Source organism: Brucella pituitosa (genome assembly GCF_003049685.1).
GTDB classification, from domain to species: Bacteria; Pseudomonadota; Alphaproteobacteria; order Rhizobiales; family Rhizobiaceae; genus Brucella; species Brucella pituitosa.
Map to the genome: position 1 here is coordinate 1,503,954 of NZ_PYSY02000002.1, position 14,112 is coordinate 1,518,065.

Here is a 14,112-nt window from a genome sequence, read left to right on the forward strand (position 1 = left end):
ACCGAAGGGGCGGGCTGGTTGCCTATGATGGGATGAGCATGGGTTCCGATTCTATACCAAGCGGCACCGCTTCGAATGTAGCGGAGTATAGCGTTTCCGAGATTTCCGGCGCTTTGAAGCGGACGGTTGAGGATACGTTTTCGCATGTGCGCGTGCGCGGCGAGATTTCCGGCTATCGTGGCCCGCATTCGTCGGGTCATGCCTATTTTGCATTGAAGGATGATCGCGCACGGCTGGAAGCTGTGATCTGGCGCGGTTCCATGGGTCGTTTGCGCTTCCGTCCCGAAGAGGGGATGGAAGTCATTGCCACTGGCAAGCTGACAACCTATCCGGGTTCTTCCAAATATCAGATCGTCATCGAGCAAATGGAGCCGGCAGGCGCGGGCGCTCTGATGGCTCTTCTCGAAGAGCGTAAGCGACGGCTTGCTGCGGAAGGTCTTTTCGATCCGGCAGCAAAGCAGCTTTTGCCTTTCATGCCGCGTGTGATTGGCGTTGTGACATCGCCGACGGGTGCGGTCATTCGCGATATTATTCACCGCATTTCGGATCGTTATCCGCTGCATGTGATTGTCTGGCCAGTGCGCGTGCAGGGGGAAACCAGTGGTGCCGAAGTGGCGGCAGCGGTTGAAGGGTTTAATGCCTTGGCCGAAGATGGCGCAATTGCGCGGCCTGATGTGCTGATCGTGGCGCGTGGCGGCGGCAGCCTTGAAGATCTCTGGGGCTTTAACGATGAAATCGTCGTGCGGGCGGTGGCGGCATCGCATATTCCGGTGATTTCGGCTGTCGGTCATGAGACGGACTGGACATTGATTGATCTGGCCGCCGATGTGCGCGCGCCGACGCCGACAGGTGCTGCTGAAATGGCGGTTCCGGTCAAGGCGGATCTGGTCGCAACGGTTGCAACGCACTCCGCGCGTCTGGCTTCGGCCATGTCGCGGTTTATCGACTTGAAACGTCAGGCGCATCGCGCGGCAAGCCGGGCATTGCCTTCGGCCGATCAGCTGCTGGCATTGCCGCGTCGTCGTTTCGATGAAGCCGCTTCGCGGTTAACGCGGGCGCTTTTTGTGAATACGCAAAAGAAACGCGTTCATTTTGAGGGTCGTGCGCGTCAATTGTCGCCGCGCTTGCTGCAACGCGGTTTCGACGAGCAAAAACGCCATATGAAGCTACTCGGTCAGCGGCTGCCGCGCGCGCTTGAGGCGTTCTTACGCGAACGCCGGACGGTGTTTGCAAGGCGCGCTGACAGGCTGACGCCCGAGCCCTTATTACGGCGCACCACACTTGCAAAGAATGCAATTGAGCAGCTTGATCGCCGGCGCGATCAGGCGATCAGTCTGCTTCTGGAACGGACAAAACGTCGAGGACAGGAGTTGGAGCGCCTCATGCGTTCGCTGTCTTATGAAAGCGTGTTGGAGCGTGGCTTCGCGATTGTTTTCGATGCGGAAGGCAATCCGGTCAAACAGGCGGCGAGCGTTTCTGAGGGTGACGCCTTGTCGATTCGCTTCCGTGATGGCGATGTTGCGGCGATCGCGGGCGAAACTCCAGGGGCACCTTCGTCCAAAGGTGCAACACGCAAAGCATCCTCTTCGCGTCCTGGTGGACAGGGATCGCTATTTTAGCAACAGTCGCTCGCTGATTGCCTCGTGATGCCCCTCAGTTTGCGCGTAAGTTGCAGATTATGTTGTTTTCTTAAGGCTGACTTAAGTTTGGCCTTCTCTTTCTCGGCACACATTCGCCGACGTGTTTTCCAGTTTGGAAGGCACGTGGTTTCAAGTCGTGCAGATGAAAGAGTTTTTGAATGTCGCGTAAATTTTCTGAAAGTGGTGGCGGGCCGCTCTTGCCAAACGGCGTGACAAGCCGCCGGGCGTTCCTGATTGGTGCCAGTGCGATTGCACTTTCCGGCTGTGTTTCGACAGCCCAACAGGCAAGCCCCGTTAAAATGGCTGCTACGCCAGCTCCGGTGCGCGCTGTTCCCCCAATGTATGAGGCGATGCCCTATGAGCAGTTTCCTCTGCCCGCAGTGAATGTTGCGAAGGTCGACCCTAAATTCTGGCGACAGGAAGTTGATTATCCGACCGACGAGAAGGTCGGCACGGTTATTGTCGATACGCCGAACAAATATCTTTATCATGTTCGCAGCAATGGTCGTGCCATGCGCTATGGTATCGGCGTTGGGCGCGACGGCTTTTCGTGGGCTGGCCGTGCAATTATCGCGTATAAACGCCAATGGCCGCGCTGGACTCCGCCAGATGAAATGGTGGCACGTCAGCCAGCGCTTGAACCCTACAGCATCGCCAATGGTGGCATGCCTCCCGGCTTGAAAAATCCGCTGGGTGCACGAGCGCTTTATATTCATAAGGACGGGCGTGACACGATCTATCGTATTCACGGCTCAACCGAAGAATGGAGCATTGGCAAGGCCGTGTCGTCTGGTTGTATCCGCCTGCTCAATCAGGATGTCATCGACCTTTACAACAATGTGCGTGACGGCAGTACGATTGTCGTGATCCCTGATCCGACAAAAGGGACACAGGTGACGAGCTGAATGTGAACAAGGGCGCGATTATCGCGCCCTTTTCAATTCTGTTTGGTGCCGTGATCAGATGCCTGTTTGTTTGCAGATCACAACGCGCCAGCCGTCGGGGTCTTCATAGGTAAAGCTGCGGTCGATCCAGTAGGGGTTCTCAGGTTTGACCGGAGCATAACCTTTACCCTGCATGCGGCGGTTCAGCTGTTCATAGGCATTCTCGTCAGTGATATAAATCACAAGCAGATTGTCTTCTGACGGAGCCCGGCAAGGGCTACCTGCCTGATGCTCGGTGAATTCCAGATGCGCGCTTTTCCCGGGTAGGCCGAGCATGATGCCATTGTATCCGGCATGATCTGCAAAAGACCCCAGCTCTGGTAGGCCAAGACCGTCTCGGTAGAAAGTAACGACTTCGCTGAACTTCTCAGTTGGGCGGGCAAAGCGGATCTGTACCGGGATTGCGCCTTCGCCCAGCGTGAGAAAGGTCGATCGGGTATTCATAGTCATCTCCTTCAGTTCTGTCCGGAAGCGGCTGTAATGGTTTGCGCAGTTCGCCAGAGCGATGGGCCTTGCATGACGATGACGCCGATGACGACAAGTGCAACGCCAACAATGCGGGAGGGGGTGATTGCCTTGCTCGCAAAGCCCATGATGCCGAAATGGTCGATAAGCACCGAGGCAATCAGCTGACCGGCAATGACTGCTGTCATGAAACTCGCGGCACCGAGCTTTGGCGCGAACAGTATTGCGGCGGTGATGTAAACCACACCGGCTACGCCGCCGATCCATATCCATTTTGGTTGTCCGGCAAGCCCGGCGAATGTGGGCAGTGAAGCCTTCATTGCGAGCAAGACCGGAAGCACACAGATGATGCTGACGAGCAACGATACGACCGTTGCTCAGAGTGGATGGCCAAGTGCGCGCCCCAATGCCGCATTGGCGCCAGCCTGAAACGGCACCACCGCACCGGCAATGAGGGCAGCGAAGAGAAATGTAAATGATCCTTGAGCCTGCATGGAAACCTTTCCTGTATTCCTTTGGCTCTGATCTAGCTATAGATATGGGGAATTTGAAATTCAGATTTTCGAGGTAATCATGCATCATACGAATAATCTGCGGAATGTTGATCTCAATCTGTTGGTGATTCTGGACGTGCTTCTGACAGAGCGTCATGTGTCGCGTGCAGCCGCGCGGCTCAACATGAGCCAGCCAGCGGCCAGTCACGCGCTGGCGCGTCTCCGCGAGTTGCTGGACGACCAACTTCTCATTCGGGAAGGTGCAGGGCTATCTCTGACAATCAAAGCCATGGAAATTGCAAAGCCGCTCACTGAAATTCTCTCGGGCGTTCGCAGTGTGCTTGGCCCTTCAGGTTTTGAACCTGCAACCACGCAACATCGCTTTCATCTTTCTATGTCCGATTATGGCGGCAGTATCGTCTTACCGGGATTGGTCAGAGCATTACGAAAGGATGCGCCGGGCATTGATCTGGCTATCAGTCAGTTCAGTCGCGAAGGCATGATCGCGCGCGTTCTGGATGGCGAGATCGATATGGGTTTTGGGGTGTTCCCACATTTGCCCGCTCAAATCGCGGCCGATGTGCTGATGAAGGATGAATATGTGTGCTTGCTGGATCGCCGCAGCCTTGAAGGACGACAATTCGACGCCGATGCTTATTTCGCGCGACCGCATGCGCTTGTTGCAGTGCGTGGCGACGCGACGACAGAGATTGACGAGAGCCTGAAACTTGCAGGACACACGCGCCATATCGCTGTGGTTGTTCCACATTGGGGTGTTGCGCCACAGTTGATCGCGGGCACAGACCTGATTTTGACCATCGCGCGTGGCGGGCTCAAAAATCTGCCGCCGGATGATAATCTGATCGTGCTGCCTGTACCTGTCGCGTTGCCGCCTATACCCTTTGTGCAGATATGGCATAAGCGCCGGGAAAGTGACCCGGCGCATCGCTGGTTGCGGGCGAAGACGACCTCCGCTCTAATATGCGTATTCGAGGAAGATTGGTTCGACTGAACCGGCCCATACGCTGTTGTAGGCCTTGAGCATGCGCTCGGCGTCAGTGATACCTGCAGCGACGATTTCTTCCAGTGGTGCCAGGAAATGCGTTTCGTCAAACCCGTCCGCGTTCAGCTTGTTGCGGTTGAGAAGGCCGAGGCGCGAGATTTCCAATGTCTTACGGGCGATCTGCGCAACAGGCTTGCCACGGAATGAAGCATTGAGTGCCTTTGCTGGCACCTCATTGCGCAACGCAAGAACTTCTTCATAGGTCCAGTCTTTTGTCAGATCTTCTGCCGCATCGAGCGCTTCATCATCATAGAGCAGGCCAACCCAGTAAGCGGGCAGAGCACAGATACGACGCCAGGGACCACCGTCAGCTCCGCGCATTTCGAGGAAGCGCTTGAGGCGCACTTCCGGGAACAGCGTCGACAAATGGTTGGTCCAATCGCCCATATTCGGCACAGGATCGCTGACTTCGCCCTTCAAAGCGCCATTCATGAACTGGCGGAAGGTCACATGCGTGCAGTCATGATAGCGCCCGTCGCGCAGAATGAAGTACATCGGCACATCCAGCGCCCATTCGACATAATCGATGAAGCCGAAGTTTTCCGAGAAGACAAATGGCAACACGCCCGAGCGCTGGTTATCGGTGTCGCGCCAGATATTGGAGCGCCACGACAGAAGATTGTTCGGTCTGCCTTCGGTGAAAGGAGAGCTTGCGAAGAGCGCTGTCGCAATCGACTGCAGCTTCATCGAAACCTGCATCTTGCGGCGCATATCGGTCTCGGAACCAAAGTCGAGATTAACCTGAACGGTCGATGTGCGGTACATCATATCGAGACCTTCATGCCCGACTTTCGGCATGTAGTTACTCATGATTTTATAACGCGATTTCGGCATGACGGGCGTTTCAGCCAATGTCCATTTTGGACTGCCACCAAGACCCAGGAAACGAATGCCGAGTGGCTCAGCAATCTCGCGCACCTGCGAAAGATGGGCGTTCACTTCACGACAGGTCTGATGAATGGTCGAAAGGGGCGCGCCGGAAAGTTCGAACTGGCCACCAGGTTCGAGCGAAATCGCGCCCTGTCCGGTCGGCTCTACCAATCCGATGATATTGCCTTCATCCATGATCGGCTCCCAGCCGAGCTTGGCCTTCATACCGTCCAGAATGGCTTTGATACCGCGCGGGCCGTCATAAGGAACAGGGCTGTTGTCCGCGACGTAGAAAGGAAATTTCTCGTGCTCCGTGCCGATGCGCCAGGCATCTTTCGGCTTGCTGCCTTCGGCAAGATAGGCTGCGAGTTCTTCAACGCCGGTCAGTGTTGTTTCATCGGTCGTGTCGCGCGCCATGCGTATTGTCCCTAGTCGGATTTATATTTGTCAGCGTGATTGGACAAATTTGTCAAATCGCGCAAGTCAATTTCATTGATGATTGGTTTTTCTCTTATTCATGTGTTCGCTTTCCAATCGCCTAACACCGTTTGGACAAGTGTAAGTGCTGCAACGGCTGCTGTATCTGCGCGCAGAATTCGAGGCCCCAGCGGAATGGCGGTCACAAAAGGGAGGCCGTGCAATTGCTGTCGCTCAATCTCTGAAAACCCGCCTTCCGGGCCGATAAGAACCGCATAGGGGCCGGGCTGTAAGCTGCTCAGAATAGTCAGCGGGTCATTTGCTTCATGGCCTTCATCGCAGAAGATGAGGCGGCGCGACTGGTCCCACTGCTCCAGAAAACGATCAAAGCGGATTGCATCGCGGCATTCGGGGATCGCAAGTACACCGCATTGCTCCGCGGCCTCGATGGCATTCGCCTTGATGCGGTCCGTTCCAAGCTTTGGCACCTGCGTATGTTGCGTTACAACAGGCTGCAAAACGCCTGCGCCCATTTCAACGGCCTTCTGCACCATATAATCAAGCCGTCCCTGTTTTAGCGGGGCAAAGCAGTAGATCAGATCGCAAGGTTCGGGCTGCGGACGTGTTTGCTCAGTTGCTTCCAGAAACAGCCGCTTCTTGCCTTCAGGCCGCAACCGCATTTTCCATTCACCATCGTGCCCGTTGAAAGCGAGGATTTCGTCGCCTTCCTTCAATCGCAGCACATGCGTCAGATAGTGAGCGGCCTGCGTTGGCGCTTCCACGTTTACGCCATCACCAAGGCCAGCTTCGATATAAAGTCTTTGCATTTTATAATTTGCGCGCATGATCGCATCGATGGCAGAGGGCTGGCCCAATGGTCAAGCTTTTTGGTTGTTTGGGGCAAATTGAATGCGTTGCTACACAAACATTTGATGGGACTAATAAAGTAGTTGATATGAACTAGATTGTATCCATATAGATATGAAGCTATCTATTTGAATGGAATTTAAGTGATGAAACAAGCTTGGGTCGAATTTGCACCGCTGCTGTCAGCCAATGCCCGCGGATGGCGCAAAGCCTTCGATGCGGCAATGGCCGAGCACAGCCTATCGGATGCCAAAGCCATCCCGCTCATGACGCTTTTACGGCATGGCGATTGCATTCCTCAGGGCGTGCTTGCTGAAAGAGTTGGAATTGAAGGGGCAACGATCGTTCGCGTCGTGGATGAATTGGAAAAGGAAGACCTTATCCGCCGGATCCCTGACGACACGGATCGCCGGGTCAAGCTCATTCAACTGACTGATGAGGGGCGGGCTCTTGCGGCCAAAGTGGAAAAGACTGCGGCGCGTCTGCGCACGGCTTTTCTGGGCGACCTTGATCCTGATGCGGTTGATGTTGCGATGGATGTTTTGCGCAAGCTTCACGAGAAATTCCAGAACCAGCCTTCCTGACAGGAAGGCAAGCGACCCCCGGCCTTCCTGACAGAAAGGCTGGCAACTTATTGTAATGAACATTCTTAAAGCTGATGATTAAGCCCGCTGAAACAATGCCGCGATTTTGGGACGTGGTCTTCTCGCTGAAGACCTTTGCGGCGGCTATGCTCGCGCTCTGGATTGCATTGATGGCAGACTTGCCCAATCCCTATTGGTCGGTTGCGGCAGTTTACATCGTAGCGCATCCGCTTTCAGGGGCTACGACGTCCAAAGGCTTCTATCGTCTCATTGGTACGATTATCGGTGGTGCTGTCACGATTCTTTTCGTGCCGCATCTGGTCAACTCGCCTGAAATTTTAACGCTGGCAATCGGCCTGTGGATGGGGCTTTGTCTCGCTATCAGTCTGCTCGACGGCACGCCGCGCAGCTACCTTTTCATGCTGGCTGGTTATACTGTGGCGATTGCAAGTTTCGCGGTTGTCTCCGCGCCTGCCACGACCTTCGATTATGCCGTGGGCCGGGTCGAAGAAATTGCTATCGGCATCATTTGTGCAGCCGTGGTCAACCGTCTGGTTTTTCCGCGCCATAGTGGTCCCGTTCTGGTTGCGCGTATTGATAACTGGCTGCGTGACGGTTCAAAGCTCGCCGTTGCGACATTGCGCGGTGATGGCGACAGCCCCGAATTTAAGCGTGATCGCCAACGGCTTGCGGCCGATGCGCTGGAACTGCGTAATCTGACGACGCATGTGGCTTATGATACATCATCCATCCGCAATGTCGGTGCGCTTTTGCACGTATTGCAACAGCGTATGGTTGCCGTTCTGCCAATCGTTTCCAGCCTGCATGATGTGTTGGCGCTCAAGCCCGGGAAGGGCGAAAAGCCGTGGCATTCTGCGGTGCAGAAACTTCTGGATGAGGCCTGCGACTGGCTTGAAAGTGGAGAAGCCCTGACGGAACAGCGCCGCGCAATACTTCTTGGTTATCTCGATGAAATCGAAAAGCATGGCAGGGATGCGGATAGCTGGGCCGAATTGCTGCCGTTCAACCTGGCAGCGCGTGTGCGTGATCTGGTCCAGATCTGGAGTGACTGCATTACGCTGCGTCAGGACATAATTTCCGGTTCGCGTCATTCGTTGCGTTGGCGCCGCTACGACGCGCATCAGAAGGCGCGTCCGCAGCACAGAGATTATGGCATGGCTTTCCTCTCTGGCTTTTCGGCTTTTCTGGCAACCTGTATTGCCACGGCCTTCTGGATTGCGACCGGCTGGTCGCAGGGCAGTGCCGCCGCCATGATGGCCGGGATATTTTGCTGTATTTTTGCAGGCATGGATGATCCCGTCCCGGTGATGCGCAAGTTCAACTGGCTGCTGCTGATCGTGATTGCCGCCGCCTTCGTGTTTGAATTTGCATTATTGCCGCTGGTGGATGGGTTTTTCCCACTGGTTCTCGTGCTCGGCCTGTTTCTGGTTCCTGCCGGTTTGCTTCTTGCAATTCCATCGCAGTTTTTGCTCGGTATGGTGCTTTGTGTGAACCTGCCAAACATGCTGATGCTGCAAGGCCATCTGACACATGACTTTGTGAGCTTTGCCAATGCCAACCTCGCTACCGTTCTGGGTATTGTCATTGCCGCTGGGGTGACATCCATCGTGCGGTCGGTCGGTGCCGAATGGAGCGTGCGTCGTCTCGTCAAAGCGGGCTGGAACGACATTGTGCTTGCAAGCGAGCGCCAGCCGGGCCGCCATCGTCGTCAGCATATGAACCGTTTGCTGCTCAAGATGATTGATCGCATCGGTATGATGACGCCACGCCTTGCTTTGATACCGGCTGCCGACATTGCCAAGGTTGATCTGCTGCGCGATTTGCGCAACGGCATGAACACGATTGATCTGCAGCAGTATCGTTCAAAATTGCCTGCATCCTGCCGTGAAGCGGTGGACGCTGTGCTGGATGGTGTTGGTGCGCATTATCGGGCGCTGTCGCGTGATGCCAAATCGGAAGCACGGGAAGACATTGATGCCGGTCTTCTGGTGGCCATCGATCAGGCGATCACAGTCATCATCGAAAATGGTTCACCAGCCATCGCCAAGAGGCCTCGTATTGCCCTGATTGGTTTGCGCTTCAACCTGTTTCCGAAAGCGCCGCCCTTTGCCCTTCCGCCGCAGCCGCAACTTGAGCTGCCGCAGGCTGCATAAGGCAGGTAATTCGCACGAATGGAACCTGAATAGTCATGAGACCCGAACTCGACATCTATGGGATTTATCTGCCGACTTTGGCTGTTTTGGCGCTGGGCGCTTATTTCGCCAATTCTGTGCTGCAGCGTCTGCTGGCGCGCGCTCGCTTCTATCGTTTTGTTTGGCACCGACCTTTGTTTGATGCTGCCATGTACTTCTGCATTCTCGGCGTAAGTGTCGTACTCTTGAATGGAATACCGCTATGAAAAAGCTCTTTGCACATTCCGGCCGGGTCTTCCTCACCCTCGTCATGGTCACGATGGCAGGGCTGCTTGGCTGGCATCTTTGGGACTATTATATGAATGCGCCGTGGACACGCGACGGCAAGATCCGCGCGGATGTCGTGCGTATTGCGCCCGATGTTTCCGGTCTCGTGAGCGAAGTTCTGGTTCATGACAATCAGACGGTCGAGCAGGGCGAGGTGATTTTCCGCATTGATCAGGCGCGCTACAAACTGGCGCTCCAGTTGGCCGAAGCGAAGCTTGCCAGCAGCAAGGCGGCGCTGGATATGGCCAATCGCGATCAGACCCGCTATCGCAAGCTCAACGATACGACCGTGACCCAGCAAAAAATGGAACAGATTGAAACGACAACCCAGCAAGCGGAGGCCACCCATCGTCAGGCTGAGCTTGACCGTGATTTGGCATCGCTTAATCTGGAACGGTCGTCGGTCAAGGCTCCGGTCAATGGTGTGATTACCAATTTCTCGCTTCAACGCGGTGATTATGTGACGACGGGCTCTGCCGTCACAGCACTGGTCGATACGGATTCTTTTTATGTTTCCGGTTATTTCGAAGAAAACAAACTGGAACGTATCCAGATCGGCGATCCGGTTCTGGTTGATGTGATGGGCAGCAAAGTGCAGCTGAAAGGCAAAGTTGAAGGCATTGCTGGCGGTATTGAAGACCGCGAGCGCACGGATTCAACCAATTTGCTTGCCAATGTTTCCCCGACATTCAACTGGGTTCGCCTTGCACAGCGCGTGCCGGTCAGAGTGAAGCTGGAGGAAGTGCCGCAGGGTGTTCATCTGGTGGCTGGTCGTACGGTCAGCGTTTCGGTCGTCAACTAAGATAACCAAATCAAGCAGCAAAGCCCGGCTATTGTCCGGGCTTTTTTCATGATAGCAATTTGGGTGAAGAAGTCGCTGTGGGGCTTGGACTATGAGCGTATTGGTGATCCAGAATTATCCAGATTCGGGCCTCGGACAAATTGGGCCTATATTGCTTGAGGCGGGCCATCCGATTGATCTGCGCCATGCTTATCAGGGCGATGCTCTTCCGCAGGACGACAGCGCTTATCAGGCGCTCATCGTACTTGGTGGGGAGCAGAATGCGCTTGCCGATGCTGAGTTTCCGTATTTCCCTGATCTCCTCAATCTCATTCGTGCTTTCGGCGATAAGGACAAGGCTGTGCTTGGTATTTGCCTCGGTAGCCAGCTTGTCGCGCGCGCATATGGAGCCGAGAATATTCTGGATCGGCCAATGGAATTTGGCTGGCATGAAGTGCGGCTGACCGAGAAGGGGCAAAGCGATCCGGTGCTTGCCGCTGCAGGATCTGTTTTTCCGATTTTCCACTGGCATCGCGATACGTTTTCATTGCCAGAAGGTGCCGTTCACATGGCATCCAGCGACATGACTGCACATCAGGCTTATCGGATTGGCCGTGCTGTCTATGGCACTCAGTTTCACTTTGAAGCTGACACTGCACTTGTTGTCGACTGGAATGAAACACTCAGTGACGTGATCGCCGAGTTTGATCCTGAATGGCCGGCTGAATTTCCAGCACATTTACAACGTTCGGGAGCTGCTGCAGACAAGGCTGGCGCCGCTCTTGCGCGGGCGTGGACCAGTCTGATCTAGCGCAGATGTGCTAAAAGTTGCCGGTAAACAACACTCCGCACCCATAAGGCGTTGCGCCTTTGCCACAGGGGAAAACCATTTGAGTTTTTCCCTGTGAAAGCGACAATTGTAACCCCTGCGTTCAGTTGCAGGTAACTTTTTTCAGGTGTAACTGAGGCCAACTTCCGGGTGGCAAGTGATTGGGCAGGGTGCAAACCTTGCTCATTATGAAAGCTCGGTTCCCCGATCCCCCCGGTAACCCTCCTCCGGTGCCTCTCGAAAGAGTTTTCGATCATGACCGCTAAGCATGCCACACTCCTCACCGTCCTGATGATTTCTGCGATCGTGTTTATGGCAGTTGGTATTTTTACAGTCGATGCTGGTAGCAGCATGACCTCGACTGACGGTTACGGCGTTTCCAACGCGCGTTAATTTTTTAACCAGAGCACCGTGCGCCCGGTTAGGCGCACTAAGGTCGCTCTGGCACTTGGAGTTCTCCGCATGATTATATCTTAAGCTGGTTCAGGTTTAAGGAATTATGCAGTAGCGGCTGGACCGGTCGCTTCCAGAAAGCGCTTTTCAGAGCCATCGATTACGATGGCTGACAGCTTTCCGCTCTTCCAGGCATAAGTATCAAGATTGACCCGGTTGGGTTGGACGTCGATTACGCTCTGTGGTGTATGGCCGTGGACAATGACTTTTTCCAATGGATCGGTCCATTTCAGAAACAGCGTTCTGATCCACATCAGTTCGTCGGGGTCTTGAGCGTCGAGGGGCACAGCCGGGTTAACGCCCGCATGGCAGAAAAAGAAATCACCGAAACTCATTGAATGCGGCATGGAGCGGATATAGTCGATATGCGCTTGCGGCACCGTGTTTACGAGTTGTCGATATCCTGACGTTGCGGATTCCGGATCACTGAAGTTCACCTCAACCCCGTAAGAGCGCGCAGTGTCGCTGCCGCCATGATGGGCAAAAATCCCGTTCGTATCTCCCGTCGCAAGATAGTGCAGGAAACCATCGTCATGGTTTCCGATCAAAGAGAGGATACGCGGATCATGCGCTGAAGCATTGATCAGAAAATCAAGCACACCTTTGGAATCCGGCCCCCGGTCGATGTAGTCGCCGAGATGGATGATACGCCAGTCATGTGCCGGATTGCGGTCGAGATCGGCGCGGATAAGGCCATGCATATCCTGCAAAAGATCAAGGCGCCCGTGAATGTCGCCGATGGCGTAAAGCCGAACGCCTGCAGGTCCTTTAGCGTCCTTCAACATCACGCCATTCATAAGTCGTCGCTTTCTTTTGCGTCTTTTCCTGCACGCTGACGATACCGCAAACGGGATACGCGCTCACGTTCATCATTCAGCTCCCTGTCGTTCGTCGCCTGTTCGACAAAACGGATATGTTTCTGAACCGCTTCGCGGGCCGCCTGCGGATTACCTGCGATAACGGCATCGTAGATGGCGCGATGCTGCGACAGGAACATGTCGGCGACGCCGGGGTAATTGTAAATAAGACTGCGGTTGTAAAAAACCCCATCTTTGAGCAATTGATAGCAGGAGCGTAATGTGTGCAGCAGCACGATATTGTGTGCGGCTTCGCCAATCGCATTGTGAAAATCGACATCAAGCCGCGCTTCCGTATCGAAATCACCAGCGCCGTGCGCCGTTTCCATTGCGATGATGATTTCCTTCAAGAGAGCCTTGTCCGCGGGCGTTGCCCGCAGCGCAGCAAATTCAGCGGCAATGCCTTCTATTTCGCGGCGGTATTCCAGATAATCGGCTTTGGCTTTGCGATGGTCCGCGAAAAGCTTCACCACGGGTGCACTGAAAACCTGTCCGATGACATCTGCCACAAAAGTGCCACCGCCATGACGCGATGTGAGAAGGCCTGCATTTTCAAGCCGCTTCAGGGCATCACGCAAAATGGGACGGGAAATATCGAACTGGCGCGCCAGTTCCCGCTCACCCGGAAGGCGGTCTCCACCGCGCAAGACGCCTTCGAGAATCAGGCCCTCGATCTGATGGACGACATCATCCGCTGTGCGGCTCGCCTGGATACGTGAAAAAATTGTCTCGGCCATGCCGTTTGAAGCCCTCTCCATATCGGCGGCAAGGTAGCCTTAAGGCGTCAGCCGAGCAACGGGGAGTTTGTAAGTAAAGCATTTCCAGCAAAAGTGTGAAGCGGTTTTGCGCTGGATAATGCGTCGAAACAAATCGTTAGAGCGGTTCCGACAATTCAGTCCCAACTGGAGCCGCTCCAACAAACCCCGGAAGACATGCTTCCGGGGTTTGAGAGGATTAGAGTTTTGCTTCAGGCTTTCTTACGCTTGCGGCCTGAAAAGAATGCGACGAGGCCTGCAACAAGGCCATACATTGCCCACTTGAAGGGAAGAGCATCGGCTGTTTCGCTACGAATAGGAAGCACAGTGACCGTGCCCGGGCGGCTTTCAAAACCAGCCTTTCCTTCGGCTTTCGCCTGTTCGATTTGCTGCGGGGAGACGACCCATTCTGCGCCGCGCGATTTGTCATAGAACATGAAGCCGAAACCGACGATAGCGGCAACGACGATTGCGAGAATAAGGCGGGTAGGTGTGTTCATTATCATTCCTCAAAAATCGGACTGATGTGGGAGGAGGTCCATCCGATTCGTTGAATTATGGGGCTATAAGGCTATTGCTAATCAATTGCTTAGCCGGCTGCATTGCGCGCTTT

General features: G+C 54.7%; 16 protein-coding genes and 1 pseudogene. 9 read left to right on the forward strand and 8 right to left on the reverse strand.

What is annotated here, in order from left to right; all coding sequences use genetic code 11:
• Window positions 1–38: 38 nt before the first annotated feature.
• Window positions 39–1,619, forward strand: coding sequence for an exodeoxyribonuclease VII large subunit (gene xseA / locus C9380_RS19370; RefSeq protein ID WP_128094337.1), 1,581 nt, complete (start codon window positions 39–41; stop codon window positions 1,617–1,619).
• Window positions 1,620–1,798: 179 nt separating this feature from the next.
• A complete protein-coding gene (locus C9380_RS19375) occupies window positions 1,799–2,545 on the forward strand; it encodes a L,D-transpeptidase (RefSeq protein ID WP_128094338.1) in 747 nt (248 codons plus the stop codon).
• A gap of 54 nt (window positions 2,546–2,599) precedes the next feature.
• Here the strand turns inward: C9380_RS19375 and C9380_RS19380 are convergent, their stop codons facing one another.
• The 3 genes and pseudogenes from C9380_RS19380 to C9380_RS29025 all read right to left on the reverse strand — a co-directional run bounded on the left by C9380_RS19380 (window position 2,600) and on the right by C9380_RS29025 (window position 3,543).
• Window positions 2,600–3,028: a VOC family protein gene (locus tag C9380_RS19380; RefSeq protein WP_247877577.1), complete on the reverse strand. Its 429-nt coding sequence runs from the start codon at window positions 3,026–3,028 to the stop codon at window positions 2,600–2,602.
• An 11-nt stretch (window positions 3,029–3,039) separates the two neighbouring features.
• Window positions 3,040–3,414 (reverse strand): annotated as a pseudogene (locus tag C9380_RS19385) (DMT family transporter); the annotation flags it as partial.
• Between the two features lie 12 nt (window positions 3,415–3,426).
• The gene (locus tag C9380_RS29025) at window positions 3,427–3,543 is read right to left on the reverse strand and encodes a DMT family transporter (protein WP_247877575.1); all 117 of its coding nucleotides are present in this window, start codon (window positions 3,541–3,543) and stop codon (window positions 3,427–3,429) included.
• Window positions 3,544–3,622: 79 nt separating this feature from the next.
• On the opposite strand from C9380_RS29025, the gene C9380_RS19390 reads away from it, so the two are divergent.
• Window positions 3,623–4,555: a LysR family transcriptional regulator gene (locus C9380_RS19390; protein ID WP_128094340.1), complete on the forward strand. Its 933-nt coding sequence runs from the start codon at window positions 3,623–3,625 to the stop codon at window positions 4,553–4,555.
• Here the strand turns inward: C9380_RS19390 and C9380_RS19395 are convergent.
• A complete protein-coding gene (locus tag C9380_RS19395; RefSeq protein WP_128094341.1) occupies window positions 4,520–5,893 on the reverse strand; it encodes a glutamate--cysteine ligase in 1,374 nt (457 codons plus the stop codon). The two genes, C9380_RS19390 and C9380_RS19395, sit on opposite strands and share 36 nt — an antisense overlap.
• Window positions 5,894–5,991: 98 nt before the next feature.
• Window positions 5,992–6,738 carry a 16S rRNA (uracil(1498)-N(3))-methyltransferase gene (locus C9380_RS19400; RefSeq protein WP_128094342.1) on the reverse strand — a complete coding sequence of 249 codons (747 nt, stop codon included), beginning with the start codon at window positions 6,736–6,738 and terminating at the stop codon, window positions 5,992–5,994.
• A 168-nt stretch (window positions 6,739–6,906) separates the two neighbouring features.
• Between C9380_RS19400 and C9380_RS19405 the strand changes: the two genes are divergently transcribed.
• From C9380_RS19405 to C9380_RS26930, 6 genes are all read left to right on the forward strand, one after another.
• Complete coding sequence (locus C9380_RS19405; RefSeq protein WP_100557719.1) at window positions 6,907–7,344, forward strand: MarR family winged helix-turn-helix transcriptional regulator; 438 nt, start codon at window positions 6,907–6,909, stop codon at window positions 7,342–7,344.
• Window positions 7,345–7,418: 74 nt separating this feature from the next.
• Entirely contained in the window at window positions 7,419–9,518 is a 2,100-nt protein-coding gene (locus tag C9380_RS19410) for an FUSC family protein (protein ID WP_128094343.1), read from the forward strand.
• A 35-nt stretch (window positions 9,519–9,553) separates the two neighbouring features.
• Window positions 9,554–9,763 carry a DUF1656 domain-containing protein gene (locus C9380_RS19415; RefSeq protein ID WP_128094344.1) on the forward strand — a complete coding sequence of 70 codons (210 nt, stop codon included), beginning with the start codon at window positions 9,554–9,556 and terminating at the stop codon, window positions 9,761–9,763.
• The gene (locus C9380_RS19420) at window positions 9,760–10,626 is read left to right on the forward strand and encodes an efflux RND transporter periplasmic adaptor subunit (protein ID WP_111786563.1); all 867 of its coding nucleotides are present in this window, start codon (window positions 9,760–9,762) and stop codon (window positions 10,624–10,626) included. The genes C9380_RS19415 and C9380_RS19420 overlap by 4 nt, the downstream gene beginning before the upstream one ends.
• 91 nt (window positions 10,627–10,717) lie before the next feature.
• Window positions 10,718–11,416: a type 1 glutamine amidotransferase gene (locus C9380_RS19425; protein ID WP_128094345.1), complete on the forward strand. Its 699-nt coding sequence runs from the start codon at window positions 10,718–10,720 to the stop codon at window positions 11,414–11,416.
• Window positions 11,417–11,689: 273 nt separating this feature from the next.
• The gene (locus tag C9380_RS26930) at window positions 11,690–11,827 is read left to right on the forward strand and encodes a hypothetical protein (RefSeq protein WP_164844685.1); all 138 of its coding nucleotides are present in this window, start codon (window positions 11,690–11,692) and stop codon (window positions 11,825–11,827) included.
• 104 nt (window positions 11,828–11,931) lie between these two features.
• Here C9380_RS26930 and C9380_RS19430 read toward each other — a convergent pair whose 3' ends face one another.
• The 3 genes from C9380_RS19430 to C9380_RS19440 all read right to left on the reverse strand — a co-directional run bounded on the left by C9380_RS19430 (window position 11,932) and on the right by C9380_RS19440 (window position 13,999).
• The gene (locus C9380_RS19430) at window positions 11,932–12,684 is read right to left on the reverse strand and encodes a metallophosphoesterase (RefSeq protein WP_128094346.1); all 753 of its coding nucleotides are present in this window, start codon (window positions 12,682–12,684) and stop codon (window positions 11,932–11,934) included.
• Window positions 12,681–13,481, reverse strand: a complete 801-nt coding sequence (locus tag C9380_RS19435) for an FCD domain-containing protein (RefSeq protein ID WP_128094347.1) — start codon at window positions 13,479–13,481, stop codon at window positions 12,681–12,683. Before C9380_RS19435 ends, C9380_RS19430 begins: the two co-directional genes overlap by 4 nt.
• Window positions 13,482–13,711: 230 nt before the next feature.
• Window positions 13,712–13,999, reverse strand: coding sequence for a hypothetical protein (locus tag C9380_RS19440; protein ID WP_024897716.1), 288 nt, complete (start codon window positions 13,997–13,999; stop codon window positions 13,712–13,714).
• Window positions 14,000–14,112 lie beyond the last annotated feature (113 nt).

What these genes read in the sequence shown, in the direction of transcription:
- xseA (WP_128094337.1), top strand. Translation starts at nt 39, where the DNA reads ATGGGTTCCGATTCTATACCAAGCGGCACCGCTTCGAATGTAGCGGAG.
- C9380_RS19375 (WP_128094338.1), top strand. Translation starts at nt 1,799, where the DNA reads ATGTCGCGTAAATTTTCTGAAAGTGGTGGCGGGCCGCTCTTGCCAAAC.
- C9380_RS19380 (WP_247877577.1), bottom strand. Translation starts at nt 3,028, where the DNA reads ATGAATACCCGATCGACCTTTCTCACGCTGGGCGAAGGCGCAATCCCG.
- C9380_RS29025 (WP_247877575.1), bottom strand. Translation starts at nt 3,543, where the DNA reads ATGCAGGCTCAAGGATCATTTACATTTCTCTTCGCTGCCCTCATTGCC.
- C9380_RS19390 (WP_128094340.1), top strand. Translation starts at nt 3,623, where the DNA reads ATGCATCATACGAATAATCTGCGGAATGTTGATCTCAATCTGTTGGTG.
- C9380_RS19395 (WP_128094341.1), bottom strand. Translation starts at nt 5,893, where the DNA reads ATGGCGCGCGACACGACCGATGAAACAACACTGACCGGCGTTGAAGAA.
- C9380_RS19400 (WP_128094342.1), bottom strand. Translation starts at nt 6,738, where the DNA reads ATGCGCGCAAATTATAAAATGCAAAGACTTTATATCGAAGCTGGCCTT.
- C9380_RS19405 (WP_100557719.1), top strand. Translation starts at nt 6,907, where the DNA reads ATGAAACAAGCTTGGGTCGAATTTGCACCGCTGCTGTCAGCCAATGCC.
- C9380_RS19410 (WP_128094343.1), top strand. Translation starts at nt 7,419, where the DNA reads ATGATTAAGCCCGCTGAAACAATGCCGCGATTTTGGGACGTGGTCTTC.
- C9380_RS19415 (WP_128094344.1), top strand. Translation starts at nt 9,554, where the DNA reads ATGAGACCCGAACTCGACATCTATGGGATTTATCTGCCGACTTTGGCT.
- C9380_RS19420 (WP_111786563.1), top strand. Translation starts at nt 9,760, where the DNA reads ATGAAAAAGCTCTTTGCACATTCCGGCCGGGTCTTCCTCACCCTCGTC.
- C9380_RS19425 (WP_128094345.1), top strand. Translation starts at nt 10,718, where the DNA reads ATGAGCGTATTGGTGATCCAGAATTATCCAGATTCGGGCCTCGGACAA.
- C9380_RS26930 (WP_164844685.1), top strand. Translation starts at nt 11,690, where the DNA reads ATGACCGCTAAGCATGCCACACTCCTCACCGTCCTGATGATTTCTGCG.
- C9380_RS19430 (WP_128094346.1), bottom strand. Translation starts at nt 12,684, where the DNA reads ATGAATGGCGTGATGTTGAAGGACGCTAAAGGACCTGCAGGCGTTCGG.
- C9380_RS19435 (WP_128094347.1), bottom strand. Translation starts at nt 13,481, where the DNA reads ATGGCCGAGACAATTTTTTCACGTATCCAGGCGAGCCGCACAGCGGAT.
- C9380_RS19440 (WP_024897716.1), bottom strand. Translation starts at nt 13,999, where the DNA reads ATGAACACACCTACCCGCCTTATTCTCGCAATCGTCGTTGCCGCTATC.